The 26,667-nt window shown below is 51.7% G+C and carries 22 protein-coding genes and 2 tRNA genes; 6 read left to right on the forward strand and 18 right to left on the reverse strand.

Annotated elements, in window-relative coordinates; genetic code table 11:
* Positions 1-327: 327 nt before the first annotated feature.
* The 3 genes from rpsU to rpoD all read left to right on the forward strand — a co-directional run bounded on the left by rpsU (position 328) and on the right by rpoD (position 4,840).
* Positions 328-543, forward strand: coding sequence for a 30S ribosomal protein S21 (gene rpsU, locus E1189_RS19120; protein ID WP_155162525.1), 216 nt, complete (start codon positions 328-330; stop codon positions 541-543).
* A 288-nt stretch (positions 544-831) separates the two neighbouring features.
* Entirely contained in the window at positions 832-2,742 is a 1,911-nt protein-coding gene (gene dnaG / locus E1189_RS19125) for a DNA primase (protein ID WP_230460535.1), read from the forward strand.
* A 274-nt stretch (positions 2,743-3,016) separates the two neighbouring features.
* Positions 3,017-4,840, forward strand: coding sequence for an RNA polymerase sigma factor RpoD (gene rpoD / locus E1189_RS19130; RefSeq protein WP_155162527.1), 1,824 nt, complete (start codon positions 3,017-3,019; stop codon positions 4,838-4,840).
* Between the two features lie 65 nt (positions 4,841-4,905).
* Here rpoD and E1189_RS19135 read toward each other — a convergent pair whose 3' ends face one another.
* The 4 genes from E1189_RS19135 to E1189_RS19150 form a co-directional block, all read right to left on the reverse strand.
* On the reverse strand, positions 4,906-5,187 hold the full coding sequence (locus E1189_RS19135) for a hypothetical protein (protein WP_155162529.1): 282 nt from the start codon (positions 5,185-5,187) through the stop codon (positions 4,906-4,908).
* A gap of 108 nt (positions 5,188-5,295) precedes the next feature.
* The gene (gene pnp, locus E1189_RS19140; RefSeq protein WP_329602124.1) at positions 5,296-7,395 is read right to left on the reverse strand and encodes a polyribonucleotide nucleotidyltransferase; all 2,100 of its coding nucleotides are present in this window, start codon (positions 7,393-7,395) and stop codon (positions 5,296-5,298) included.
* Positions 7,396-7,808: 413 nt separating this feature from the next.
* Positions 7,809-8,078, reverse strand: coding sequence for a 30S ribosomal protein S15 (rpsO, locus tag E1189_RS19145; protein WP_155162531.1), 270 nt, complete (start codon positions 8,076-8,078; stop codon positions 7,809-7,811).
* A gap of 262 nt (positions 8,079-8,340) precedes the next feature.
* The gene (locus tag E1189_RS19150) at positions 8,341-9,264 is read right to left on the reverse strand and encodes a LysR family transcriptional regulator (RefSeq protein WP_155162533.1); all 924 of its coding nucleotides are present in this window, start codon (positions 9,262-9,264) and stop codon (positions 8,341-8,343) included.
* A 163-nt stretch (positions 9,265-9,427) separates the two neighbouring features.
* On the opposite strand from E1189_RS19150, the gene speB reads away from it, so the two are divergent.
* A complete protein-coding gene (gene speB / locus E1189_RS19155; RefSeq protein ID WP_155162535.1) occupies positions 9,428-10,393 on the forward strand; it encodes an agmatinase in 966 nt (321 codons plus the stop codon).
* Positions 10,394-10,486: 93 nt separating this feature from the next.
* Positions 10,487-12,025 (forward strand): BCCT family transporter, encoded by a 1,539-nt coding sequence (locus E1189_RS19160; RefSeq protein WP_155162537.1) that lies wholly within the window; start codon positions 10,487-10,489, stop codon positions 12,023-12,025.
* A gap of 76 nt (positions 12,026-12,101) precedes the next feature.
* Here the strand turns inward: E1189_RS19160 and truB are convergent, their stop codons facing one another.
* The 13 genes from truB to rlmE all read right to left on the reverse strand — a co-directional run bounded on the left by truB (position 12,102) and on the right by rlmE (position 25,646).
* A complete protein-coding gene (gene truB, locus E1189_RS19165; RefSeq protein ID WP_155162540.1) occupies positions 12,102-13,037 on the reverse strand; it encodes a tRNA pseudouridine(55) synthase TruB in 936 nt (311 codons plus the stop codon).
* A gap of 2 nt (positions 13,038-13,039) precedes the next feature.
* The gene (gene rbfA, locus E1189_RS19170; protein WP_155162542.1) at positions 13,040-13,438 is read right to left on the reverse strand and encodes a 30S ribosome-binding factor RbfA; all 399 of its coding nucleotides are present in this window, start codon (positions 13,436-13,438) and stop codon (positions 13,040-13,042) included.
* Positions 13,439-13,528: 90 nt separating this feature from the next.
* On the reverse strand, positions 13,529-16,108 hold the full coding sequence (gene infB, locus E1189_RS19175; protein ID WP_155162544.1) for a translation initiation factor IF-2: 2,580 nt from the start codon (positions 16,106-16,108) through the stop codon (positions 13,529-13,531).
* Positions 16,109-16,133: 25 nt separating this feature from the next.
* The gene (nusA, locus tag E1189_RS19180; RefSeq protein ID WP_155162546.1) at positions 16,134-17,627 is read right to left on the reverse strand and encodes a transcription termination factor NusA; all 1,494 of its coding nucleotides are present in this window, start codon (positions 17,625-17,627) and stop codon (positions 16,134-16,136) included.
* A 77-nt stretch (positions 17,628-17,704) separates the two neighbouring features.
* Positions 17,705-18,160 (reverse strand): ribosome maturation factor RimP, encoded by a 456-nt coding sequence (rimP, locus tag E1189_RS19185; RefSeq protein WP_329602125.1) that lies wholly within the window; start codon positions 18,158-18,160, stop codon positions 17,705-17,707.
* A 385-nt stretch (positions 18,161-18,545) separates the two neighbouring features.
* A tRNA-Met gene (locus E1189_RS19190) sits at positions 18,546-18,622 on the reverse strand.
* Positions 18,623-18,768: 146 nt separating this feature from the next.
* Positions 18,769-18,854, reverse strand: a tRNA-Leu gene (locus E1189_RS19195).
* Positions 18,855-18,915: 61 nt separating this feature from the next.
* On the reverse strand, positions 18,916-19,365 hold the full coding sequence (gene secG / locus E1189_RS19200; RefSeq protein ID WP_155162551.1) for a preprotein translocase subunit SecG: 450 nt from the start codon (positions 19,363-19,365) through the stop codon (positions 18,916-18,918).
* A 3-nt stretch (positions 19,366-19,368) separates the two neighbouring features.
* Positions 19,369-20,133 carry a triose-phosphate isomerase gene (tpiA, locus tag E1189_RS19205; RefSeq protein ID WP_155162553.1) on the reverse strand — a complete coding sequence of 255 codons (765 nt, stop codon included), beginning with the start codon at positions 20,131-20,133 and terminating at the stop codon, positions 19,369-19,371.
* A gap of 150 nt (positions 20,134-20,283) precedes the next feature.
* Positions 20,284-21,621, reverse strand: a complete 1,338-nt coding sequence (gene glmM / locus E1189_RS19210) for a phosphoglucosamine mutase (RefSeq protein ID WP_155162555.1) — start codon at positions 21,619-21,621, stop codon at positions 20,284-20,286.
* A gap of 76 nt (positions 21,622-21,697) precedes the next feature.
* Complete coding sequence (gene folP / locus E1189_RS19215) at positions 21,698-22,552, reverse strand: dihydropteroate synthase (protein ID WP_196221528.1); 855 nt, start codon at positions 22,550-22,552, stop codon at positions 21,698-21,700.
* Positions 22,553-22,696: 144 nt separating this feature from the next.
* Positions 22,697-24,661, reverse strand: coding sequence for an ATP-dependent zinc metalloprotease FtsH (gene ftsH / locus E1189_RS19220; protein WP_155162557.1), 1,965 nt, complete (start codon positions 24,659-24,661; stop codon positions 22,697-22,699).
* Between the two features lie 364 nt (positions 24,662-25,025).
* Complete coding sequence (gene rlmE / locus E1189_RS19225; protein ID WP_329602126.1) at positions 25,026-25,646, reverse strand: 23S rRNA (uridine(2552)-2'-O)-methyltransferase RlmE; 621 nt, start codon at positions 25,644-25,646, stop codon at positions 25,026-25,028.
* A 158-nt stretch (positions 25,647-25,804) separates the two neighbouring features.
* Between rlmE and yhbY the strand changes: the two genes are divergently transcribed.
* Positions 25,805-26,116, forward strand: a complete 312-nt coding sequence (yhbY, locus tag E1189_RS19230) for a ribosome assembly RNA-binding protein YhbY (RefSeq protein ID WP_155162559.1) — start codon at positions 25,805-25,807, stop codon at positions 26,114-26,116.
* A 72-nt stretch (positions 26,117-26,188) separates the two neighbouring features.
* Here the strand turns inward: yhbY and greA are convergent, their stop codons facing one another.
* The gene (greA, locus tag E1189_RS19235) at positions 26,189-26,665 is read right to left on the reverse strand and encodes a transcription elongation factor GreA (protein ID WP_155162561.1); all 477 of its coding nucleotides are present in this window, start codon (positions 26,663-26,665) and stop codon (positions 26,189-26,191) included.
* Positions 26,666-26,667: the final 2 nt, after the last annotated feature.

Below are 26,667 nucleotides of genomic sequence, written 5' to 3' on the forward strand. Positions count from 1 at the left end.
GGATGTTTCTATGCCGAGAACCTTCATGGGGCGGGAGTGTCTCTGATTCAGATGGGCGGGAAATAATATAGTGCCCTCCTTGAGAAAACCACCTGTGGGAGTGGGCTATTTCGTAGAATTTCTACTGATTTCTTCCCGAAAAAAGCCATCAGGGTGGGCTACACTGACAGCCATTGTCAGAAGCACTTGACAGATGGCTATTGACCCGCCTCCCTGCGACCTCTAAAATTCGCGCCTTTGCGGATGCCCTTCTATTCTGTCGGGTACTTTGCGAGTCGATCTTCGACTACTTTTAAACTACTGATATATAAGGAAGGTGAGGCCCGCATGCCTGCTGTCAAAGTTAAAGAAAACGAACCCTTTGATATTGCCCTGCGTCGCTTTAAGCGCAGCTGTGAGAAGGCTGGTATTCTCTCTGAAGTTCGTCGTCGCGAGCATTACGAGAAGCCAACTGCAGTTCGCAAGCGTCAGGCAGCTGCAGCAGTCAAGCGCCATCTGAAGAAAGTTCAGCGCGAGCAACGTCGTCGCGAGCGTCTGTACTAATTCAGCGCCGGACTAACCCGTTTCAGCCGTTATCATTCAGGATGTCTGATAATTTGAAACAGGCTTAGACCAAAAGATCTTTGCAGGCTGGTAGAGCTATCGCCAACATAATGTTGGTTATACCTTAAGGCCTGCTGGGATCGCCCAAACTGCACCTCTTCCCTCTTCTACAGTTTTCACTCCCCATATTCCGATCTCAAATCTTTCTATCACATTATTGTGAGAAACCGTGATACCTTGAAGCAGTGAAAAACACCTGACAGCTGCACCGAGAACACTGAACCGCTTATGGCCGGATTGATCCCCCAGAGTTTTATCGATGACCTATTGGCCCGTACCGATATTATCGATGTCATAGGCGAACGCATTACCCTGAAAAAGTCTGGTCGCAACCATCAGGCTCTCTGCCCGTTTCATAAAGAAAAGTCCCCGTCTTTTTCCGCAAACCAGGATAAACAGTTCTACTACTGCTTTGGCTGCGGAGCCAGCGGCAATGCCGTGGGCTTTGTCATGGATCACGACCATGTGGACTTCCCCGAGGCAGTAGAAACCCTCGCCCGAAGAGCGGGTATGCAGGTTCCCAGGGAGAACAGCGGCTCTGTTCAGAAACGGGAGCGGTACGACACTCTCTATAAACTGCTCACTAAAGCCGCCGACTGGTACACCGAACAACTGAAAGGTCATGCTCAGTCGGATGAAGCTGCCAGTTATCTACAGCGTCGCGGCCTGGATACAAACACTATTTCCACATTCCACCTTGGCTATGCACCGCCAGGATGGGACAACCTGATTCAAGCACTGGGCAGCACACCTGAACGCCAGCGCCTGCTACAGGATGCCGGGCTGGTGGTTGAGAATGAGGAGCGCAAGTCCACCTACGACCGTTTCCGCAGCCGCATTATCTTCCCTATCAGAGATCAACGCGGTCGTGTCATTGCATTTGGCGGCCGGGTACTGGGTGATGATAAACCTAAATATCTTAATTCTCCGGAAACTCCTGTTTTCCATAAAGGCCGTGAGCTGTATGGTCTTTATGAAGCCCGAAAAGCCAACCGGGATCTCAACCAGATTCTGGTGGTAGAAGGCTATATGGATGTGATTGCACTGGCGCAGCAAGGTATTACCAATGCGGTAGCAACCCTGGGTACAGCAACGACATCCGATCATCTTTCATACCTGTTCAAACACACCAGTCAGGTGACTTTCTGCTTTGATGGGGATAACGCCGGTCGTCAGGCTGCCTGGCGGGCACTGGAAAACGCGATTCCGGTAATGGATGATGGTAAACAGATACGCTTTCTGTTCCTTCCCCAAGGGGAAGACCCGGACTCCATTGTTCGCACTGAAGGCCCTGATGCTTTCCGTGCTCGCCTGAACGACACTCAGCAGGCACTGCCCTTTGACGTATACTTTTTCCGCCACTTCGAGCAGGAAATCGACACCACAACTCTGGATGGTAAAGCCCGCCTTGTTCACAAGGTGACGCCGTTTATTCACAAGTTGCCGGAAGGCTCTTTCAAAACCCTGATGCTCAAAAAGCTGGGTGAGTTAAGTGACCTTGGCACAGATGCTGTGTCGTCTATTGTGCAGACCAACATTCAGAACAGTCAGGCTTATACTCCTGCACGACAGCAGTCTCACAGCGCACCGGTTGACCACACCCCCCGTGAACATTACCACACAGTGCCTGAACAAAATTTTGCTCTACCCTATGAGGCTGGCAGCTCAGCACAGTACCAGCAGCGTGGACGCAGAAACTTTAAAGGAGGCAGGCAAGAGTCTACAGCACCTGCCGTTAAACTTAAGCCAACCCAACGTGCACTCAGGCTTTTGTTGGACAGACCCGACCTGGCAAAACTGATTGAACCTGAAAAGCTCAATACCAACAGCTCAGACGACGACATTCGTTTTCTTGCTGCACTATCCGAGTCACTGATGCGCAACACCGTCGAAAGCCCCTACGGCGTGTTGGGCAGCTGGTACGGAACCCGATTAGGTGAACGACTGAACCAGCTTATGCTCACAGACATGCCGATGGAAAACGCCGAGCGCATCATGAAACAATGTCTGAAGAACATGACCGGTGATATGCAAGAGCCAGACACGCCACTCACGGCTATTGAGCGTCTGAAACAGGCAGCCAGTCGCAGCCGAGATGGCTGGATTGTAAGAAAGCAAGAAAAAGACGCCAAACACTGATAAAATTCCATGTCCGGGGGTTGAAAAGCAAAAATCCAACCCCAATTACAGACTCAGCTCCCGGTGGTGCCCGTCGTTCCGGCATCGCTCAAATAGCCTTTTCGCAAGGCTGCGCTGGCATAGGGAAGCCAACGCACTTCATTTCTGGTTTATCTGCCGGGTTACAAACTCGGCATATAGCATATGGCAAGTCCTGTACGCTATAATTGACCGCTTACTGTCAAAGCGCCGGGAACATTTCGTGGTGAATGGGTCTCGCTGTTAAAGGGTTGATATGTCCGCAAATTCTCAACAACAATCCCGACTGAAAGAACTCATCAGCCGCGGTAAGGAACAGGGCTACCTGACCTATGCGGAGGTCAACGATCACCTGCCTGATGACATCTCCGACCCAGAACAGGTCGAAGACATCATCCGCATGATCAATGACATGGGTATTCAAGTCTTCGAAACTGCTCCCGACAGCGATGCCCTCCTCCTCGGTGATGACGAAAGCTCCACTGACGAAGACGCTGCCGAAGAAGCCGCTGCCGCCCTTGCTGCCGTAGAGCAGGAAGCGGGCCGTACGACTGACCCTGTGCGCATGTATATGCGTGAAATGGGCACCGTAGAGCTACTGACTCGTGAAGGCGAAATCCAGATCGCCAAGCGTATCGAAGAAGGCCAGCGTGAAGTTTTCACCGCCCTGGCTCACTTCCCTGGCACCATTCAGCTGATTCTCAGCGATTACTACCGCATCGTAGAAGAAGAAGGCCGCCTGAGCGACCTCTTCACCGGTTATATCGATCCTGAGCCAGACCCTGCTCCAGCTACAGCGGCTGACCAGATTCCGGAAGACGCTCTGGAAGATGATGACGATGACGACGAAGAGGAGGAAAACACAGGCCCCGACCCCGAGGAAGCCAGAATCCGCTTCGGCGAACTCTTTGAAGCCCACGAAGCTGCTGTAGCGGCTATTGAAGCCCATGGTCGTAAGAGCTCTGAAGCGAAAGCTGCTCTGGCTGCTGCTGCCGAGCTGTTCGTAGCTATCAAGCTGATCCCCCGTGTCTCCGACCTGATGATTTTCCGGGTACGTAACGCACTGGATCAGATTCGCACCAGCGAAAAGACCGTTATGCAGCTGTGCATCCGTCGTGCACGCCTGCCTCGCAAGACCTTCCTGAGCCAGTTCCCAGGCAACGAAAGCAACCTGGAATGGCTGGATCAGCTGTGCGCAGACAACCCCGACCAGGCTGCCAGCCTGAAGGCCCAGCGTGTCGAAATCCTCCGCGCCCAGCGCAAGCTGAAGGCTGTGGAAGATGATATCGGTCTGCCACTGCCAGACATCAAGGATATCAACCGTCAGATGTCTATCGGTGAGGCCCGCGCCCGCCGCGCCAAGAAAGAGATGGTCGAAGCCAACCTGCGTCTGGTTATCTCCATCGCCAAGAAGTACACCAACCGCGGCCTGCAATTCCTCGATCTGATCCAGGAAGGCAACATCGGCCTGATGAAGGCTGTCGACAAGTTTGAATACCGCCGTGGTTACAAGTTCTCCACCTACGCAACATGGTGGATTCGTCAGGCGATTACCCGCTCTATCGCTGACCAGGCCCGCACCATCCGTATTCCGGTGCATATGATCGAAACGATCAACAAACTGAACCGTATCTCCCGCCAGATGCTGCAGGAAATGGGTCGCGAACCCACCCCTGAAGAACTGGCAGAGCGTATGGAAATGCCGGAAGACAAAATCCGCAAGGTTCTGAAAATCGCCAAAGAGCCCATCTCCATGGAAACGCCCATCGGCGATGATGAAGACTCCCATCTGGGGGACTTCATTGAGGACACCACCATCCACTCACCAGTGGATTCTGCGACCTCAGAGGGCCTGCGCGAAGCGACCCGCAGCGTACTGGGCGGCCTCACAGCCCGAGAAGCCAAAGTACTGCGCATGCGCTTCGGTATCGACATGAACACTGACCACACTCTGGAAGAAGTGGGCAAGCAGTTCGACGTAACCCGTGAGCGTATCCGCCAGATCGAAGCGAAGGCACTGCGCAAGCTGCGCCATCCAACTCGCTCTGATCACCTGCGCAGCTTCCTGGACGAGCAGTAATCACAGCCGCTTCTCCAGTTTAAGCACATAAAAAAAGACGCCTCCGGGCGTCTTTTTTATGCTCCTTATCTACGTTTCTTCCCCAAGCTAGGCAGCCCTCCAGAAATGAAAGATGCAGACTTTTTATATTGCTTGAAGTCTGCAGTCTTATCTTTCCTTCGAGGCCCCGACTTTGGCTCGTAGCACTTAACTTTATCCCTTCTTATAAGCCATCTTAGAACTGATGCAGCTTTCTTATTCTCTCGTAATTCTTTCTCTAATTTTCTTTCCGCCCGAAGATCACCATGAGCTGTTTTATACGCGAGAGTTCCGATGACATTCCTGTATGCCATATCGATTTTTGCCACAAAGGACTCCTTTCCACAAGAGATACAGGAAAGCTTCATACAGATACAACAAAGGCGACCGAAGTCGCCTTTGTGGGTTTATAGAAGGTTTAAGCGGTCAGGAAATAATTAGTCCTGATCCTGCATGTTAGCCAGCTCTTTGATGCTCAGCTTGATGCGGCCGCGGTTATCAACGTCCATAACCACAACTTTAACCTGCTGGCCTTCCGTCAGGTAATCACTCACATTGTTCACGCGCTCTTCAGCGATCTGGGAAATGTGAACCAGACCATCACGGCCAGGCAGAATGTTAACGAATGCACCGAATTCCACGATACGGGCGACAGTACCTTCGTAAACCTTGCCCACTTCCGCTTCAGCAGTGATGCCGTACACTTTGTCGTAGGCAGCCTGACAAACGTCTTTGTTCTCGCCGTAAATCTTAACAACACCGTCGTCAGAAATATCGATAGACGCACCAGTCTCTTCACACAGACCACGGATAGTGGAACCACCCTTACCGATCACGTCGCGGATCTTGTCTGGGTGAATCTTCATGGTCATGGTCATAGGTGCGTTTTCGTTCAGCTCGGTACGAGGTGTAGCGATAACGCGGTTCATCTGCTCCAGAATGGTCAGACGAGCCTGCAGAGCCTGCTCCAGGGCGATTTCCATGATCTCTTCAGTGATACCCTGAATCTTGATATCCATCTGCAGAGCGGTCACACCTTCGGAGGTACCGGCAACCTTGAAGTCCATGTCGCCCAGGTGATCTTCATCACCCAGAATGTCAGTCAGAACGGCGAAACGCTCGTCTTCCTTGATCAGCCCCATGGCGATACCAGCCACAGGAGCCTTCAGGGGTACACCAGCGTCCATCAGGGCCAGAGAGGTACCACATACGGAAGCCATAGAGCTGGAACCGTTGGATTCAGTGATCTCGGATACTACACGCAGTGTGTATGGGAACTCTTCTTCGGTAGGCAGCAGGGCGCCAACACCACGGCGGGCCAGACGACCGTGACCAATTTCACGGCGACCAACACCACCCATACGGCCACACTCACCTACAGAGTAAGGAGGGAAGTTGTAGTGCAGCATGAAGGAGTCGCGGCTTTCGCCTTCCAGGCTGTCGATCAGCTGTGCGTCACGGGCAGTACCCAGAGTAGTTGTAACCAGCGCCTGAGTTTCACCACGGGTGAACAGAGCGGAGCCGTGAGTCTTTGGCAGAACACCCACTTCGATATGCAGGGGGCGTACAGTCTTGGTGTCACGACCGTCGATACGTGGTTTGCCATCCAGGATAGTGTTACGTACGTGAGCCTTTTCCAGCTTGGCGAACATGCCCTTCACGTCATCAGCGGAAGGACCTTCCTCACCAGTAAACTGCTCAGCAGCTGCATCACGCAGTTCACCCAGAGTCGTGTTACGTACCTGCTTTTCGCTGATAGCGAAAGCTTCAGCAATTCTTGCACCGAAAGCTACTTCCAGAGCGGAACGCAGTTCAGTGTTTTCAGCAGCAGGCGTCCACTCGCGCTGTGGCTTGCCAGCTTCAGCAGCAAACTCACCGATAGCGGCGATAGCAGAGTTGTAACCTTCCTGAGCGAACAGAACAGCGCCCAGCATTTCATCTTCGGTCAGCTCTTTGGCTTCAGATTCGACCATCAGTACCGCGCTGGCAGTACCGGCTACCACCATGTCCAGCTCAGACTCTTTCAGCTCTTCGTAAGACGGGTTCAGCAGGTAGCCGCCTTTCTCTTCGTTAAAGCCAACACGAGCTGCACCAATTGGGCCCGCAAAAGGAATACCGGAGACAGCCAGCGCCGCAGATGTGGCGATCATGGCCAGAATGTCCGGGTCGTTCTGTTTGTCGGTAGACAGTACAGTGATGATCACCTGAACTTCGTTCATGTAACCTTTAGGGAACAGAGGGCGAATAGGGCGGTCGATCAGACGGGAGGTGAGGGTTTCTTTTTCACTTGGACGGCCTTCACGCTTCAGGAAGCCACCGGGAATTTTACCAGCTGCGTAGGTCTTTTCCTGATAGTGAACAGACAGGGGGAAGAAGTCCTGGCCTTCGCGGGCAGACTGAGCGCCCACAACAGTCGCCAGTACAACCAGATCGCCCATGGTAGCCAGTACGGCACCGTCAGCCTGACGGGCAATACGGCCAGTTTCCAGAGTGACCTGCTGGCCACCGAAGTCAAACGTCTTTGTTACAGGATTCACGATATATTTCCTTTCCACTATTTCATCGTACCTGACCGACTACGCAACTTTCATGCTCATTGGGATGCAATCCACAAAACAGTTCCGACCAGCCTGTCTTCTGGATTGCACCCTGATCTTGAGTCCGTGATCAGTCAGTCAATTAAGAGAAAACAGTCCCCATGACCCTTTTCCCTTCACACCGGACAGAGAGCAAGCGCTCCATCGCGGCTCCTCACACTGTTACACCTGTAATACACAGTTATAACAAAACACCGCTGCCATTAACCTCAGGAGGTTTCCGGAAGCGGTGCTCTCTGTTTATATCACACACTTACAAAGTGTGCTGATACAAACAAGCCGGAAACCATTTGATTTCCGGCTTTGTGCGCTCAATGCCGCTCGAGGCAGCAAATGAAACGACATCAAGAATCTTAACGACGCAGGCCCAGGCTCTTGATGATAACGCGGTAACGCTCAACGTCTTTCTTCTTCAGGTAGTCCAGCAGGCTACGACGCTGGTTTACCATGCGGATCAGACCACGACGGGAGTGGTGATCGTGGATGTGAGCCTTGAAGTGAGACTGCAGGCCTTCAATGTTGGCGGTCAGCAGGGCTACCTGAACTTCAGGGGAGCCAGTGTCGTTCTCGCCACGGCCGTACTTAGCTACGATTTCAGCTTTTTGCTCTACAGTCAGAGACATTGTGTAACTCCAATCAATAATATGCATGAATCAAAGGATTGGCCGCGCATATTAACAGCCACCCTGAAACGCCAGAATTTGCTCCCGCAGATCGCTCTTGGAGCCCTGGAAGGAACGCCATCTGACAAAAGCGGTATTCTAAACCCATATTCGGGATTATTCACCCCGCAATTGCACTCAGTTGTAACGATGAGTTACGAACAAGCGCCTTCTACAAGGAGAAAGCTGGGGCTCTTTTCTTCCAGAACAGTCCCTGCAGGGGCTATATTCCCGTAGTTGGCTGGCCTTTTGGTGGTAAGTCCCTCATACATGCCCGAAAATGCTCCAGAAAAGCGTCCATAACCTGTGACCGACTGTCTCCGGACTTGGTCATCAAGTAAAACGGTGACTCATAGTGAAGACTGTCTGAAAGCACGGGTTTCAGCTCTCCACGATCCACCCAGTGCTGGGCATAATGGGCGGGTAGAAAGCCAATATAACGTCCTGTCATAATCAGCAGGGCTTCGGCTTCCATATTGTTCACCACCGCAGAAGATGTACTTGCATTCAACATCTTCAAATCAACCTCATGCTCATAACCGTGAACAACAATCTTGTTTTTGCAGATATCCTCCAGAACAGGCTCCTGCTTAAAAAAGGGATGCCCAATACCGCAATACACAAGGTGTAACTCGGTAAACAACTCTTCATAGCAAATTCCGGAAATTTTTATCGGGCACGGGCTAACAGCCACATGGATACGCCCATTCAGTATGCTCTGCTCCAGCTCATGGGGGGAAAGCACCTGGATATATATGCGTACCTTTTCAGCTATGTTATTGAACTTTCGAACAGCATCAACAAAACGAAACTCTGCATTGGTAATAGTGTTGTCAATCAAACCAATTCTTAACTCACCCTCAAGTGACTCGGCCAGATGTGTAGCCTCAATGCGGAACTCTTCAACAGAGCGCAACAACTGCAGTGCTGCGTTATAAACTTTTCTTCCTGGCTCGGACAGCTGAAAGCCACTGCGCCCCCGTGAACAAAGCTTGACACCCAAACGGGTTTCCAACTGGTTCATATATTCACTGATTGTGGACTGACCAATATTTAATACCGACTGAGCCGCCGAAAACCCACCGCTATTAACAATTTCGACAAATGTTCGCAGTAGCTTTAAATCAACATCCTGTACCTGTTTCATACGCCACCAGTCGTTAAAAGTAATTAAAGATGACTAAAATCTTATTTTTTAATCTCATCGTATTTTTCGATATAAACAACAGATATGAAGGATTTTATCCATCTAAAGCTAGCGCTACATTGATCTAGCTTTCTCTAATCGCCAATCAATGGGATGACTGATCATGGAAAAAAATGGTTATGAGGCTGGCCGTCTGAACTTGCCATTCGTAGGACATTGTACCTTTGCCAAATCCGAGATTTGCACGGACTGGGAAAATATCAAAGCAGACGTCGCTGTTTTGGGCGTTCCCAATGATATGGGCACCCAGTGGCGATCCGGCGCACGATTTGGACCCAGAGCCGTGCGTGAAGCCTCAACTCTGTTTTCATTTGGCCACTCTGGTGCTTACGATCATGAATCTGACACTCTTTACCTGACAGAAGAAGAGGTAAAGATTGTCGATGTGGGTGATGCCGATATTGTTCATACTGATATGCACCAAAGCCATGCCAACACAGAGCTTGCAGTCAGCAAAATATTAGAGTCTGGAGCCATGCCTGTTGTGATTGGCGGCGACCACTCTATCACCACCCCCGTACTGCGAGCCTATAAAGATAAAGGCCCTATTCATGTTATTCACTTTGATGCTCACCTTGATTTTGTTGATGAGCGCCATGGTGTTCGAGAAGGGCATGGTAACCCCATCCGCCGTGCTTCCGAGATGAGTAACATTACCGGCATGACCCAAATGGGTATTCGCAACGTCTCCTCTTCCAACCGCTCTGACTTTAATGCAGCCCGGGAAGCTGGCTCAGATATCCTTTCCGTACGTGATGTAAGGCGCTTGGGAGTAGAAGGTGTTCTCGATCGTATTCCAAAAGATAAGGCTTATTACATAACCATTGATATAGATGGCTTTGATCCTTCCATTGCCCCAGGTACCGGAACTCCCAGCCATGGCGGTTTCCAATATTATGATGTTATTGAAATCATTCAGGCTTTGGCTAAGCGCAGCAGGGGGAACATTATCGGCATGGATTTAGTGGAAGTGGCTCCTGCCTACGACCCTACAGGCTCCACTGCAATTCTGGCCGCCCAGGTTCTTATGAATAGTATTGGATTTATTTTCCACGAACGAAATAACTAACAGCGGAGTTGTCGATACATCAAGCGCTCTACCAGCTTCTATGCGGAAGCCTGTAAGGCTTCCGCTCAAAGATAAACAGGACAATTTCTGAGCATGAAAGAGACGACAATAAAGCCGAATAACCATCAAAAGGGCGATCATCAAATACTTATCATCAGCCTCATACTGTTAGGCTGCATTATCACGCTGGGCCTTATATCTCCAGACTCCCTGGCCAGCCTGAGCCTTGCCACCATGAATTACATTATCAACAAGTTTGGCTGGGTCTATTCAGGGGGCACATTTACCTTTGTACTGGTTCTGCTTGCTATCGCCTTCAGTAAGTACGGCAATATAAGACTGGGGCCAGTCGACTCCCGCCCGGAGTTCAGCACCTTCTCCTGGCTTGGCATGCTGTTTTCCGCTGGCATGGGTACAGTAATGATCATCTGGGGTATCGCTGAGCCGGTGTCCCACTACGTCCACCCGATAGGTGGAATTGCACCGGAAACCCCTGAAGCCGCAGCATTTGCTTTCAAAAAATTCTTTCTCAACCAAGGTGTACAGGCCTGGTCTATGTTCGCAGTTCTCGGCCTGGCTGTCGCTTATTTGATGTTCCGTAAAAACCAAAGCGGGATGGTCAGCAATATTCTTCTCCCTTGGGGAAAAGATAAAACCAAGGGAAAATTGGCAAAGCTTGTCAATATTATCTGTGTATTGGCCGCCGCTTCCGGTGTCGCGACATCCACAGGGCTCGCAGCATTGGGAATTAACAGTGGCCTCAGCCACATGTTAGGTGTACCCGACACCATGACTATAAAAACCGTTCTGGTTATCGGGATTACAGCCATTGTCATTGCCTGTGCGATGACTGGAGTGAAAAAAGGCATCAAATACGTCTCAGATATTTTTGCCGTGCTGGTCATTGTGATGCTGGCCATGGTTTATACCCTTGGCGAAACCACCACCATGATTAATGTCCTTCTCACATCAACCGGCAACTACCTTAACAGCTTTTTTCAGGAAGGCTTAAAGCTTCCCACTTTCGCCCATGATGCTCAGTGGTATGGCAAATGGACTCTGTTTTACTTTGCCTGGGCCATTGCATGGTCCCCCTTTGTCGGTCCATTTATCGCCAGAATCTCCCGAGGTCGCACAATTCGTGAGTTTATTCTTGGGGCTATTTTGACACCGCCAGTAGCCATTTATATCTGGGGTTCAGGCTTGGGAACAACCGCTCTTCTTTCCAGTAAAGAAGTCCTTCGAGAAGCTGCGCAGTATGCACCACTGGCTAACTATCTGGTCTTTGAACACTTCCCTCTGGGCTCTCTTATTTCCTATGGAATTATTCTCGCTCTGTTCCTTGGCCTAATCACTTCACTCAATTCATCAACTTACACTCTGAGTGTGATCTCTGCGAATGGGGACTTGAACCCAAGCAAGAAGCTTATGCTGCTGTGGGGCATCCTCCCTTCAGCTCTGGCCATAGTACTCATGATGTCCGGTGCCGGGCTGGCCATACTGCAGAGTGTGAGTCTGATCTTTGCACTTCCACTGATGGTTGTGCTTGGTATCGCCCTGGTATCAGTTATCAAAATGCTGAGGGCTGACTGCAACCCTATAGATATCCCTGTGGCAACGGCAGCACATTAATAACGTCAGAAGATTTCTATGTCAGTGTCCCTTGATAGTGTGCCAGCCCGGTTATGACCCGGGCTAGCCACTAACTTTAGCCTTTAGTGGCAACCAACCGGCGTGGTGCAACCAAGCCATCATCCTGAATCTCACCTATACCCAGGAACGTATTGGGCGCATCTTCAATCTGACGGTAGATACGCACAAAACCAGAGGTTGGTGCACGGGAGACCTGTACCGGCTGCCCTTGCGTCAGGTAATAGCTGCTGGATTCGCCCAGCATCACCGCAGGCCAGTGACTTACAGCAGAATCCTGAGCCAGCAGAAGATTATCCAGAGCGGCATGACCGCCACCGTTACGTACTTCTTCCAGCGCCTCAACAGTAAAGGACTGCACCTCTTCATAAGGGCCAGCCTTCAGACGGCGAAGCTCGGCAACGTGTGCACCACAGCCCAGCATTTCACCAATATCTTCTACCAGACTGCGAATGTAAGTGCCCTTACTGCAGTCCACTTCCAACACCAGCTCATCGCCACGGAACTCGATCAGAGAAAGACGGTAGATGTTCACCTTGCGAGCAGGGCGCTCAATCTCAATACCCTGACGAGCATATTCGTACAGCGGCTTACCATTGTGCTTCAGTGCGGAGAACATGGAGGGAACCTGCTCAATCGGGCCACGGAACCTGGCCAGCACAGGTTCGAGATCGGATTCTGTCACCGCCACAGGACGCTCAGAAACGACTTCACCTTCCGCATCCCCCGTATTGGTGCGAATGCCCAGCTTAGCTGTTGTGCGGTAGCTTTTGTCGGAGTCCAGCAGATACTGGGACAGCTTGGTCGCTTCCCCCAGGCACACTGGCAGAACACCGGTGGCCAGCGGATCAAGGCTGCCGGTGTGGCCGGCCTTGGCCGCACCGTACAAACGCTTAACCTGCTGAAGAACTGCGTTAGAAGACTCACCGATTGGTTTATCAACAACCACAATACCGTTGACCGGGCGGCCACGGAAACGTCTGCGACCAGACATGATTACTTCTCCTCGTCATCCTTCTCAAGGCTTTCGATTTGCGTGTCATCTGCGCGAGCCTCATCAATCAAAGAGGACAGACGACGACCGCGCACCAGACTTTCGTCATAACGGAAGCGCAGCTGCGGTGTAAAGCGCATACGCATACGGCGGGCCAGTTCAGTTCTCAGGAAACCGGATGCTTCCGTCAGAATCTCAACCGCCTCTTCAATGGCTTCCTTACCATCGATACCCAGAAAAGTGACATGGGCCGTTGCAAAGGACATATCCCGGCTCACCTCAACACCACTGACAGTGACCATACCGAGGCGGGGATCTTTCATTTCCAGCTGTAGAATCGTGGCCAGTTCACGCTGGATCTGGTCACCCACGCGCTGGGTTCTACTGAATTCTTTTGGCATTTTTAAAACAGCTCAAATAAAAAAAGCGTGCGGTGACGTCTAACCGCCTATGCCGCACGCCTTCTGTTTTAGACAGAGAACGTCAGGGAATTACAGAGTCCGTTCAACTTCAACAGACTTGTACACCTCGATCTTGTCGCCAACTTTCACGTCATTGTAGTTCTTAACACCGATACCACATTCGTAACCGGTGCGAACTTCATTAACGTCATCCTTGAAGCGACGCAGGGATTCCAGCTCGCCTTCGTAGATCACCACATCTTCACGGAGAACGCGGATGCGCTCGCTGCGGAACATAGTACCTTCGATAACCATACAGCCGGCAACAGCGCCGATCTTAGGCGCACGGAATACATCACGGACTTCGGCAACACCCACAATCTGCTCACGGAACTCGGCCTTGAGCATACCAGTCAGCGCTTGCTTCACGTCATCAATGATGTCGTAGATAACGCTGTAGTAGCGCAGGCCCAGACCTTCGTTTTCAACGATACGGCGAGATGCAGCATCCGCACGAACGTTAAAGCCGATCAGGATAGCATTGGAAGCCAGCGCCAGGTTGGCGTCAGTTTCGGTGATACCACCTACGCCGCCGAAGATAACCTTAACATCCACTTCATCGTTACCCTGCTCATGCAGCGCAGCGGTGATCGCTTCCAGAGAGCCACGTACGTCGGTCTTCAGAACAACCTTCAGGGTACGCTTCTCGTCGGAACCCATGTCTTTGAACATGTTTTCCAGCTTGGCTGCCTGCTGACGGGCCAGCTTAACCTCACGGAACTTGCCCTGACGGAACAGTGCAATTTCACGGGCCTTGCGCTCGTCCTGTACGGCCAGCATTTCATCACCGGCGTCAGGAGTACCGTCCAGACCGAGAATCTCAACCGGAATGGAGGGGCCAGCCTTATCGATTGGCTTACCGTTCTCGTCCAGCATGGCACGGATACGACCATATTGCTGACCAACCAGAACATTGTCGCCTTTGTTCAGGGTACCGGATTGAACCAGTACGGAAGCAACAGGGCCACGGCCTTTGTCCAGACGAGATTCGATAACCACGCCTTTCGCAGGACCTTCAGCAACAGCAGACAGTTCCAGAACTTCAGATTGCAGCAGAACTGCTTCCAGCAGATCATCGATACCCTGACCGGTGTGGGCAGATACTTCGATAAACTGAGTGTCACCACCCCAGTCTTCAGGGATAACGGCACGCTGAGACAGTTCGTTCTTAACACGATCCGGATCAGCAGATTCCTTATCACACTTGTTCACAGCAACAACCAGAGGAACGCCAGCATCTTTCGCGTGCTGAACAGCTTCTTCGGTCTGAGGCATTACGCCGTCGTCGGCTGCAACCACGAGGATTACAATATCGGTCGCCTTGGCACCACGGGCACGCATTGCGGTAAACGCCGCGTGTCCTGGAGTATCCAGGAAGGTGATCATGCCGCGATCAGTGGTTACGTGATAAGCACCGATGTGCTGGGTAATACCGCCAGCTTCACCAGCCTGAACCTTGGCCTTACGGATGTAGTCCAGCAGGGAGGTTTTACCGTGGTCAACGTGACCCATAACGGTAACAACAGGTGCACGGGAAATCGCTTCACCAGTATCCGCCGCTACTGCATCCTCCAGAGAATCCTCCAGAGCGTCCGCGTTCACCAGTTTCACCTTGTGACCCATCTCTTCAACCACGATGGCTGCAGTATCCTGGTCAATCACCTGGTTGATAGTCACCATGGTGCCGAGTTTGAACATGTACTTGATAACTTCAGCGGCCTTAACAGCCATCTTGTTAGCAAGTTCACCAACTGTGATGGTTTCAGGAACAGCAACTTCACGAACTACAGCGGCAGTAGGCTTGGTAAAGCCGTGCTGCTCAAGCTCTTTAGACTTGAACGGCTTACGGGACAGCGGCTTACGGGAACGATCATCACGACCATTACGACCCTTGCCACCGCGACTGCGACGACGATCACCATCATCACTGCGACTCTCGCCCTTCTTCTTGGCAGGAGCCGCGCGACGACGACGACGATCGTCATCACTTGGAGGTGGTGGTGGCGCATCAGCACCTGGCGCTGCACCAGCAGCCGGAGCAGGACGACGGTTATCATTACGACCTGCACCAGAGCGATTATCGGAACGCCCGTCAGTACGATGGTCGGAGCGACTGTCAGTACGACGCTGGCCGCTTTCATCATTCCTGCGACGAGCCCCTTCCTTACGGCGGGTATCGTCTTCATCACGACGGACATTGTCACGACGACGATCGGCAGCTGCCTTGTCGTCTTTCTTGCCACGTTCATCAGTGCGACGCTTTTTCTCAGCTTCGAGATCAGCTTTCGCGTCGCTCTTCACGTAAGTACGCTTCTTGCGCACTTCCACGTTCACAATCTTGTTCTTGCCACCGCCAGCCACTTTCATCTGGCTAACAGTCTTGCGCTTCAGAGTCACCTGCTTGGGCTCTGCATCCGCAGGAAGGTCCGCAGCAGAAACAGTGCCGCTGTTGTTACGACGCAGGTGAGCCAACAATGCCGCCTTCTCTTTGTCAGAAACAGCCTGGTCGCCCTTTTTGTGGGGCAAACCTGCATCGCTCATTTGCTTGAGCAGGCGTTCAACCGGAGCTCCGACCACCTCGGCAAGTTGTGATACCGTTACATCTGCCATAAAACTTCTCCTCTCAGTGGCCAGCTCAGTTCTCTTCTCCGAACCAGCAGATATTCCGTGCCTTCATAATCAGCTCTGCAGCAGATTCTGCACTCAGGCCTTCAATATCTTCCAGATCGTCAGTTGCCTGCTCTGCCAGATCTTCCAGGGTCTTCACACCCTTAGCGGCCAGCTCGTAAGCCAGCTCTTCACTCAGACCGTCCAGCCCGAGCAGATCTTCCGCTGGCTGTGCACCTTCCAGTCGCTCCTCTTTGGCAATTGCCTGAGTCAGCAGACGGTCCTTGGCACGCTGGCGCAGCTCGTTGACCACTTCATCATCAAAACCTTCAATTCCGGTCATTTCCTCAACCGGAACATAGGCAACCTCTTCCAGAGTGGTAAAACCTTCACCTACCAGAGTACGGGCAAGATCAATATCCACATCCAGATGGTCGACAAATACCTGAGCCTGCTTGTCGGCTTCCTGAAGCTGCTTGGCTTCAGCATCCTGCTCGGTCATCACGTTCAGGTTCCAGCCGGTCAGCTCACCTGCCAGACGAACGTTCTGTCCGCCTCGACCGATAGCCTGGGCCAGGTTGTCTTCCGCTACAGCCAGATCCATAGTGTGGTTGTCTTCGTCCACGATAATGGATGCCACTTCGGCTGGCTGCATGGCGTTAATTACGAACTGAACAGGGTTGTCGTCCCACAGAACGATATCAACACGTTCGTTACCCAGCTCGTTGGAAACAGCCTGTACACGGGAACCGCGCATGCCCACACAGGCACCCACAGGGTCAATACGGCCGTCATTGGTTTTCACCGCAATCTTGGCGCGGGAACCCGGATCACGGGCAGCGGCCTTGATTTCGATAACTTCTTCTGCAATCTCTGGCACTTCAATGCGGAACAGTTCGATCAGCATTTCAGGGCAGGTACGGCTCATCATCAGCTGCGGACCACGGTTCTCTTCAGATACAGAGTGCAGCAATGCGCGAACATGGGAGCTCATGCGGAAAGTTTCGCGAGGAATCACCTGATCCTTGCGCAGGACGGCTTCCGCATTGTTGCCCAGATCAACAATCAGGGTGTCACGATTCACCTTTTTAATGGTGCCGTTGACCAGCTCACCCAGCTTATCGCGATAAGAGTCGACCATCTGGCGACGCTCTGCTTCGCGAACTTTCTGGACAATCACCTGCTTGGCGGTCTGTGCGGCGATACGCCCGAAGGCGATAGACTCTACCGGCTCTTCCCAGATATCACCAATTTCCAGACTCTCATCCTTCTCTTTACCCTCATCCAGGGTGAAGTGAGCGCCAGGAATTTCAAAATCTTCATCAGCTACGATGGTCCAGCGGCGGAACGTGTCATAATCACCGGTTGCCCGATCAATCGCAACGCGAATATCCACTTCGGTCTCGTAACGTTTCTTTGTTGCCGTCGCCAGGGCAGTCTCTATCGCCTCGAAGATAACATCGGGCGGTACTCCCTTTTCATTGGAGACGGATTCAACGACCAACAGAATTTCTTTGCTCATGCTCTGCCTCGCGTATCGTTAAACCGGTTCTTCCCTTTCGGATCCATTCCTTGAGGATAACTCCTCTTGGGCAGGCATCAGAACTGCGGTATCACATTCGCTTTTTCGATGGTGTCAAAGGGAAAAAGGTATTCATGATCGTCTGCAACGATAACCACTTCATCACCTTCCACGCCCTGGATCACTCCCCGGTACTTACGGCGACCTTCAAAAGGTACCCGCAAGCGCATATTGACCTGGTTACCTGCCAGGTCCGCATACTGCTCCAGTGTGAACAGCGGACGATCAAGACCCGGAGATGACACTTCAAGAGTGTACTCACCGGCAATTGGATCTTCGACATCAAGAACCGCACTGAACTGGCGACTTACGCTTTCGCAATCTTCCAGCCCGACACCACTCTCCTTGTCGATGAACACCCGCAACTGTGTTTGTCTGCCCTGTGAAACGAACTCAATACCCCAGAGTACGCATCCCAGCGACTTCACAATGGGTTCAACAAGCTCGGACAGTACTTCTAGCTTGCCTGCCACTACACACGCCCTCGCACTCACGACAAAAACTGCTACACGAAAAGCTCCACGTAACAGCAACAAAAAATGGGCTAAAAAGCCCATCCTCGACTGACACCTCCAGATGACAGGTGTCAGCCAGTGGCGTCCATGTAAAATCGAATCTCATCTGACATCAGCGGCCAAACCTGCTGAAAGCCGATAGTTCGAATTCCTAATACATGTTCAGATATTCCGTTCAGGATAACCCGAAATCCGATCAATCTCCGATCAAATTACTAACTGATTAGTCATCTGTCAGTTTGCCAATACTACAGACCAGAGCAAGAGATACTTCTAGCAACGCTTGCCTGAGCTTTTTGGATCATAGCAAAAAGCCCCTCACTGAGGGGCTTTTCTTAATAGTTGGTAGCGGGGGCCAGATTTGAACTGACGACCTTCGGGTTATGAGCCCGACGAGCTACCAGGCTGCTCCACCCCGCACCAAAAACTCTGAAATTATATTGCCAAAACTTGCAAGCCGTCAAACAAAGCCATCTTAATAAGCCCGCCTGACAACTTACTGAGCAAGATTCCTCAGCAATTCTAGAGCTCACATTGCAAACTCTTCTGCTAATTCCTTTAAAAACTGGTGCCGAAGGCGGGACTTGAACCCGCACGTCCATAGGACACCACCCCCTCAAGATGGCGTGTCTACCAATTCCACCACTTCGGCTTAATCAGTGCTTCTGAGCCGCAATACCACCGACTTATAGAAACACTGACAGCAATAAGATCTACTTAGTCTCATTGCCCACATTAGCTTCCACCTTTGGGGCATCTCCCTCAGAAGACGCGGCAGAGTCTAACACAGGAGTTTCAGAAGAATCTACTGTAAAATCACCGACTTCCGGAACATCTGAGGATGCAGCAGGGATTCCCTGATCAGCAGGAGCAGGAACGCCCTGAACAGCTTCAGGTACACCCAGAACACCACCGTTAGCCAGTGCATCAGCCTTGTCTTTGGCCAGCATAGCCAGGGTCACACTGGTGACAAAGAACACAGTTGCCAGAATTGCGGTTGTACGAGATAGAAAGTTACCGGAGCCGGAGCTACCGAAAACCGTCTGAGACGCACCGCCACCAAAGGATGCACCAGTATCGGCCCCCTTCCCCTGTTGCAACATGATCAGGCCAATCAGGCCCAAAGCTACTAAAACATGAACTATTAGAATTACTGTTTCCATTCTTTAATCCGCAGCACGACAGATAGAGAGAAAGTCCTGTACGTTCAGAGACGCACCACCTACGAGACCACCATCAACGTCCGGCCCGGCAAAAATTTCTGCCGCATTGGAACCTTTAACGCTGCCACCATATAGAATCCGGGTACGGGCTGCCATATCTGCATCATGCTTCGCCAGCAGCTCACGAATAGAGGCGTGAACCTCCTGAGCCTGCTCTGGAGTCGCTGTCAGGCCAGTACCGATAGCCCAAACAGGCTCATAGGCAATAACCAGCTTTTCCAGAGATGCAGGGGAAGCCTGTTCAAGTACAGCTTTTACCTGACGGGACACAACTTCCATAGTCTGGTTAGCTTCACGCTCTTCAAGCGATTCGCCTACACACAGTACAGGAATCAGCCCAGCCTGACCTGCACGGTCAACCTTGGCAGCAACATCAGCATCAGTCTCACCGTAAAGGGAGCGACGCTCGGAGTGACCAGCAAGAACCATAGTACAGGAAAATTCCTGCGCCATGACAACAGATGTTTCACCGGTAAAAGCACCTTTTTCTTCAGTGCAGATATTTTGCAACCCCCAGGACACGGCGGTTGAAGTGAGTGCATCTGCCACCTGCTGAGCAAAAATTGCCGGTGGGAATACAGCAATATCCACCTTATTGCCCAGCTCTTTTTCGCCAGATAAACCGGTTTGCAACCCATCCAGCAGTGCGGACACTGTTTCACGGGTTCCATTCATTTTCCAGTTACCGGCAACAAGCGGCTTACGCATACAAAACCTCATTATGAGAAGGGACGGAATGTTAGCGTATGCTCAACATACATGACAATGGGGCATACAACCAAAATCTGCGATCACAGCTGTGTTTACAGGTGCGATCACAGTGAAAACAGAGAGAAATGGAGAGCCAGTAGCCTGCTGCTACCCTAGTTCAGCTTCCACAACATCAGCAAGGGCGCGACAACGCTGAGACACTTCATCAGCATCATCACCTTCGATCATGACACGAATCAGCGGCTCGGTCCCTGACGTTCGCAGAAGAACCCGACCACGGCCACCCAGCTCGCTTTCGGTTTGAGCAATGGCGTCGACAATGGCGGTATTAGCCTGAGGATCCATCCTCTCAGACATCCGCACATTGATCATGGTTTGCGGATACTTGACCATATCACCACAAAGATCGGCCAAACTACGGCCGGTACCTACCATTACTCGCAGAACCTGCAAGGCGGCAACAATACCATCTCCTGTCGTAGAAACATGGCGGCAGATCAAATGACCAGAGGACTCCCCACCCAATTGCCAGCCTTTTGCCAGCAATTGCTCATTAACATAACGATCACCAACCTTAGCACGAACAAATGGAATGCCTGCGCCTTCCATTGCTTTTTCCAGTCCAAGGTTTGACATAACCGTACCCACAACGCCACCGGCCAGCTCACCTTGAGCATGACGATAACGGGCAATAATGCACAAAAGCTCGTCGCCATCCACTTCACGACCCGTGTGATCCACCATCAAAACGCGGTCGCCATCACCATCAAAGCCAACACCCAGATGAGCACCTTTCTCGGCAACAGCCTCTTTAAGAGCACCCATGTAAGTAGAGCCGACATTCTTATTGATATTCAGGCCATCAGGATTTACACCAATGGTATCCACCTGCGCACCCAGCTCACGAAAGACATCCGGGCCAACGTGATAGGTCGCTCCGTGTGCGGCATCCACAACAATGTGCATGCCAGACAGATCCAACTGAGGACGTACCGTAGCCTTGCAATATTCAATGTAACGGCCAGCGGCATCTTCCACGCGCTTAGCGCGGCCCAATCTGGCAGAATCACAAACCTCGATATCCTGATCCATCATCTCTTCGATGGCCAGCTCAACCGCATCTGGCAGCTTTGTACCCTGGGAGGAGAAGAACTTGATACCATTATCGTAATAGGGGTTGTGAGACGCACTGATCACAATGCCGGCATTGGCGTTAAATGTGCGCGTGAGATAAGCAATGGCGGGGGTTGGCATTGGACCAAGCAGCCAGGCATCCACGCCCGCAGCTGACAAGCCAGCTTCCAGCGCCGACTCAAACATATACCCAGACAAACGGGTATCCTTACCAATCAAAACCCGGTTGGCACCGTGACCAGCAAACACCTTACCCGCAGCCCAACCCAGCTTCAGTACAAATTCCGGTGTGATCGGAAACTCACCAACCCGGCCCCGAACACCATCTGTTCCGAAATATTTGCGACTCATATCTTTCCCTTTTTCCGGCAGCCCGCCATAGCCAAACAAACCACTGGCCGCCGTCTAAACCATCTTACAAAGACAACTAGGCAGCAGACACAGCCTGCAGCATAGTTAACGCATCAACCGTCTCTTTCACATCATGAACGCGGATAATCTGCGCCCCAGCCTGTGCCAGCATCACGGCAACTGTCAGGCTTGCCGCCAGACGCTCATCTGCAGTGTTACTCAGCACAGCACCAATAAAGGATTTGCGTGAAACACCGGCCAGAACAGGCAAGCCCAGACCGCAGTGCTCGCCGAAAAACTCGTTAAAGCGCTTCACCAGCGTCAGATCATGGGCTGGTGCTTTACCAAACATCCCGCCACCGAAGCCGGGATCAAGAATAATATTTTCACGACGAATGCCAGCCTGCTCACAAGCCTGCACACGCTCTTTCAGATACTCAGCCACTGCAGTCACCACATCATCATACTGCGGGACAAAACCCTGCTCAGGCTGCTCCACCAGAGAGTGCATGAGTATAACCGGCACATCACATTCAGCAGCAATCGCCAGCGTTCCCGGGCGACTCAGAGCCCGCACGTCGTTGATAATGCCAGCACCCGCCTCTACTGCAGCCGTCATTACTCTGGCGGAACTGGTGTCGATTGATACAACTACGTCAGACTCTGCACGCAGGGCTTCAATGACCGGTACAACCCGGTCAATCTCTTCAGTTTCAGACACCAGCTGCGCATTCGGGCGGGTGGATTCACCACCAATATCAATAATGCCAGCTCCGTCGGCAACCATCTGGCGAGCATGTCTCATAGCTCGATCCAAGGAGTTGTAACGTCCACCATCGGAGAAGGAGTCGGGAGTTACATTGAGAATACCCATAACAATAGGGCTGGTTAAATCAAGAATACGCCCTGCACAATCAAGTGATGTCTGCATGTTCGCAACAACTGATCCAAAGGTGAAGAAAGCGGAAAGTATACGCCCAAAAGAGCAATCTACGAAGAGAGTCAACTCAAAAGCGTCAGCAAAAGCAAAAAGCAGAAAAGGGAGCCGAAGCTCCCTTTTTACACGCACTAGCGGTTAGTGCTGACCAGCCGGCCCACCAACAGGCTTATCACCTTCATCAGCTGCGTCATCATCAGCAGATGGCGCATCATTCTGAGGCTTGGTGCCTTCAGCCTTGGCCTGAGTTCCACCGGAAGAGTTATCACCCTGATCCCAGTCTTTAGGTGGCTGAGGTTTGCGACCTTCCATAATGTCGTCGATCTGAGGCGCATCAATGGTTTCATATTCCATCAGCGCATCTTTCATCAGCTCAAGTTTGTCGCGGTTATCCGTCAGGATAGTTTCGGCAGTCTTGTAGCAGTAATCGATAATGTCGCGCACTTCCTGATCGATCAGCTTAGCGGTTTCGCCGCTCACACCCTGATGGTGCGAAGCCTGACTCTTACCCAGGAACACTTCACCCTCTTCCTCTCCGTAGAGAAGAGGGCCGAGCTTATCGGACAAGCCCCACTTGGTCACCATATTGCGAACCATCTGGGTAGCCTGCTGAATATCGTTAGAAGCACCGGTGGATACACCGTCCTTGCCGTACAATATCTCTTCCGCAATTCGGCCACCGTACATGGATGCAACACGGCCAATCAGGTAACGACGGCTGTAGCTGACCTTGTCTTCCTCCGGCAGGTACATGGTGACACCCAGTGCACGGCCGCGAGGAATGATGGACACCTTATAAACCGGATCATGTTCAGGCATGAGGCGACCGACAATGGCGTGACCAGCTTCGTGGTAAGCGGTCATTTCCTTGTCTTTTTCACTCATCACCATGGACTTACGCTCGGCGCCCATCATGATCTTATCTTTGGCCTGATCGAACTCCAGCTTGCCGACAGTACGCTTATTGGCACGGGCAGCAAACAGAGCTGCTTCGTTCACCAGGTTGGCAAGGTCTGCACCGGAGAAACCTGGCGTACCACGGGCAATTACGCTGGCAACAACGTCGTCACCACAAGGCACCTTGCGCATGTGAACTTTCAGAATCTGCTCACGGCCACGAATGTCTGGCAGAGGCACAACAACCTGACGGTCGAAACGACCCGGACGCAGCAGTGCAGGGTCAAGTACGTCTGGACGGTTAGTTGCCGCGATTACGATGATACCGTCGTTCGCTTCAAAGCCATCCATTTCTACCAGCAGCTGGTTCAGTGTCTGCTCACGCTCATCGTGACCACCGCCCATGCCTGCACCACGGTGACGACCTACCGCATCGATTTCGTCGATAAAGATTATGCAGGGAGCCTGCTTTTTAGCCTGCTCAAACATGTCACGAACACGGGACGCACCCACACCCACAAACATTTCTACAAAGTCTGAACCGGAGATAGTGAAGAACGGCACTTTCGCTTCACCAGCAATCGCTTTTGCCAGCAAAGTCTTACCAGTACCTGGAGAGCCCACCATCAGAACACCACGTGGGATACGGCCACCGAGACGCTGGAACTTGCTGGGGTCTTTCAGGAAGTCTACCAGTTCCTGCACGTCTTCCTTGGCTTCATCAACACCAGCGACGTCGGTAAATGTTGTTTTGATCTGGTCTTCAGACAACAGGCGCGCCTTGCTCTTACCAAAGCTCATGGGGCCACCTTTGCCGCCACCACCGCCTTGCATCTGGCGCATAAAGAACATAAAGACCGCAACAATGACCAGAATCGGGAAGCTTGCCACCAACAGCTGAGACCAGATGCTCTGCTTTTCGATGGGCTTAGCTTCAACCTGAACACCGTTTCTGAGCATTTCATCCATCAGCTTGTCATCCCGAACAGTCGGGGGCAGGTTGACTTCAAAGCGTTCATTGTTGGTATAGGTGCCGGTCAGTGTGTAGCCATCAATCAGCACACGGCTGACCTGACTGCTATCCACCTGTGTCACGAAGTCCGAGTAATTGACCTTCTGTGTAGAGGCCTGCATGCCATCGAAGTTTTTGAAAACCGTCAACAGCACGAGGGCGATAATCACCCAGAGAATTAAATTTTTTGCCATGTCATTCAAATGTGTACCCTCACCGAGCGCATTCGGTACGGCTGATAACTTGCGGCGCTGTATCAGGCGAAAATGCCAGAGCGTCCTTAGCTGAGGAAGTGAAAGCCGCAAAAAATTGCGGTTCACACTTCAAACATTACTACAGAATGGAAATCAGAAACAGCACTCACCTACTGACTCTTTCTATCCACCCCATCACCAAAATCTATTGCCATCGTACAAGTCGGGTCGCCTGCACTCAGGCTTGCCCACTGTTCACAGCCCAAGACTGCCGTCAGAACTTTTTGGGGGCGATTACCTCTCTTTACAACCCCGATATCCAAAAAAAACATTTTTTTACAAAAGCCAGAAGTTATCTTTGACCTTAACCCCTGAAATTGCGACCTAATAAATAGGTTTCACGGGAACGCGAACGGGATGCGCCAGGCTTACGGGTTACAACCGAAGTAAAGCTACTGCGCATATCTTTCAAGTATTCGTCAAAACCTTCGCCGTGGAAAATTTTCACCAGAAAGGAGCCTCCAGGCTTCAGCACCTGACGAGCCAAGTCCAGAGCCAGCTCAACAAGATACATGGCGCGGGGTTGGTCGGCCGCCTTTACACCACTCATGTTTGGCGCCATATCGGAAATAACCAGATCCACCTGATTCGCACCAATAGCCTCAAGAATTTCGGCCAGTACGGCATCATCAGTAAAGTCACCCTGAACAAATGCCACATCGGCGATAGGGTCCATAGGCAGAATATCAGAGGCTACCACCCTCCCTTTTCCGCCAATCATTTCACCAGCCACCTGAGTCCAGCCGCCAGGAGCTGCACCAAGGTCAACAACAGTCATTCCGGGGCGAAACAACTTGTCCTTTTCAGCAATCTCACGGAGTTTGTAACTTGCCCGGGAACGATAACCGTCCTGCTGGGACTGCTGCACATACTGATCATCAAAATGTTCTTTCAGCCAGCCTGCGCTGCTTTTTGATCTCGCCACTAACTTACTTCCTCAACAACTCACTGGCATTCGAGAGCGCATTCTAACCAATCCCCGTACTTATCCCAATCCGCATAATCTTGCATCCCACCAGCTTCCCTATAGAATGCGCCCCCTGTTTATACTTCCTAATTCTGATAATTCCAGGAGAATCCACCATGGCGCTGAAGGCCGAGAAAAAGCGGGAACTGCGTGCCATCGGGCACAAGCTGAAGCCCGTTGTTATTGTTTCCGAAAACGGCATCACCGAAGGCGTTGTTGAGGAAACCCTGCGAGCTCTGGGTGATCACGAACTGATCAAGGTAAAATTCGCTATCACTGACCGCGAAGCCAAAAAACATCTTATGGATGAACTGTGCGAAGCTTGTGGCGCAGAAATGATCCAGACCATCGGCAAAATTGCCCTGATTCTAAAACCTGCAAAAGAGCCAAACCCTCGCCTGTCCAACCTGTTGCGCGTAGTTTCCTAAAACTCATAAGCAGGTATAAAAAAAACGGCAGTTGCGCCAGGCTCCTGCCGTTTTTCATACCCAGCCTGTCCGTTAGATGTGCTGAACCTCTTCGATCTCATACTCTATCTGACCGCTCGGGGTCGCCACTACTACAACATCCCCCTCTTCCTTGCCAATCATGGCGCGAGCGATGGGAGAAGTGACAGACAGCTTGCCTTCCTTGATAGAAGCCTCATCTTCACCCACGATTTTGTAGGTCACCTGAGACTCATCATCGGTGTTCAAAAGCGTGACAGTCACACCGAAGATCACCTTTCCCGTGTTTTCGATCTCTGTCACATTGATCACCTGAGCGTTGGACAGCTTACCTTCCAGCTCCTGAACACGCCCTTCATTGAAGCCCTGCTGTTCGCGGGCCGCATGATACTCAGCGTTTTCTTTCAGATCCCCCAGTTCTCGCGCTTCCGCGATAGCCGCAGCGATGCGCGGACGATCCTTGGTTTTCCGAGTCTGCAACTCCTCGCGGAGAGCCTGCTCTCCCTCCACTGTCATAGGGTAGCGTTGCATGC

The organism is Parendozoicomonas verongulae (assembly GCF_009711465.1).
Classification (GTDB): Bacteria; Pseudomonadota; Gammaproteobacteria; order Pseudomonadales; family Endozoicomonadaceae; genus Sansalvadorimonas; species Sansalvadorimonas verongulae.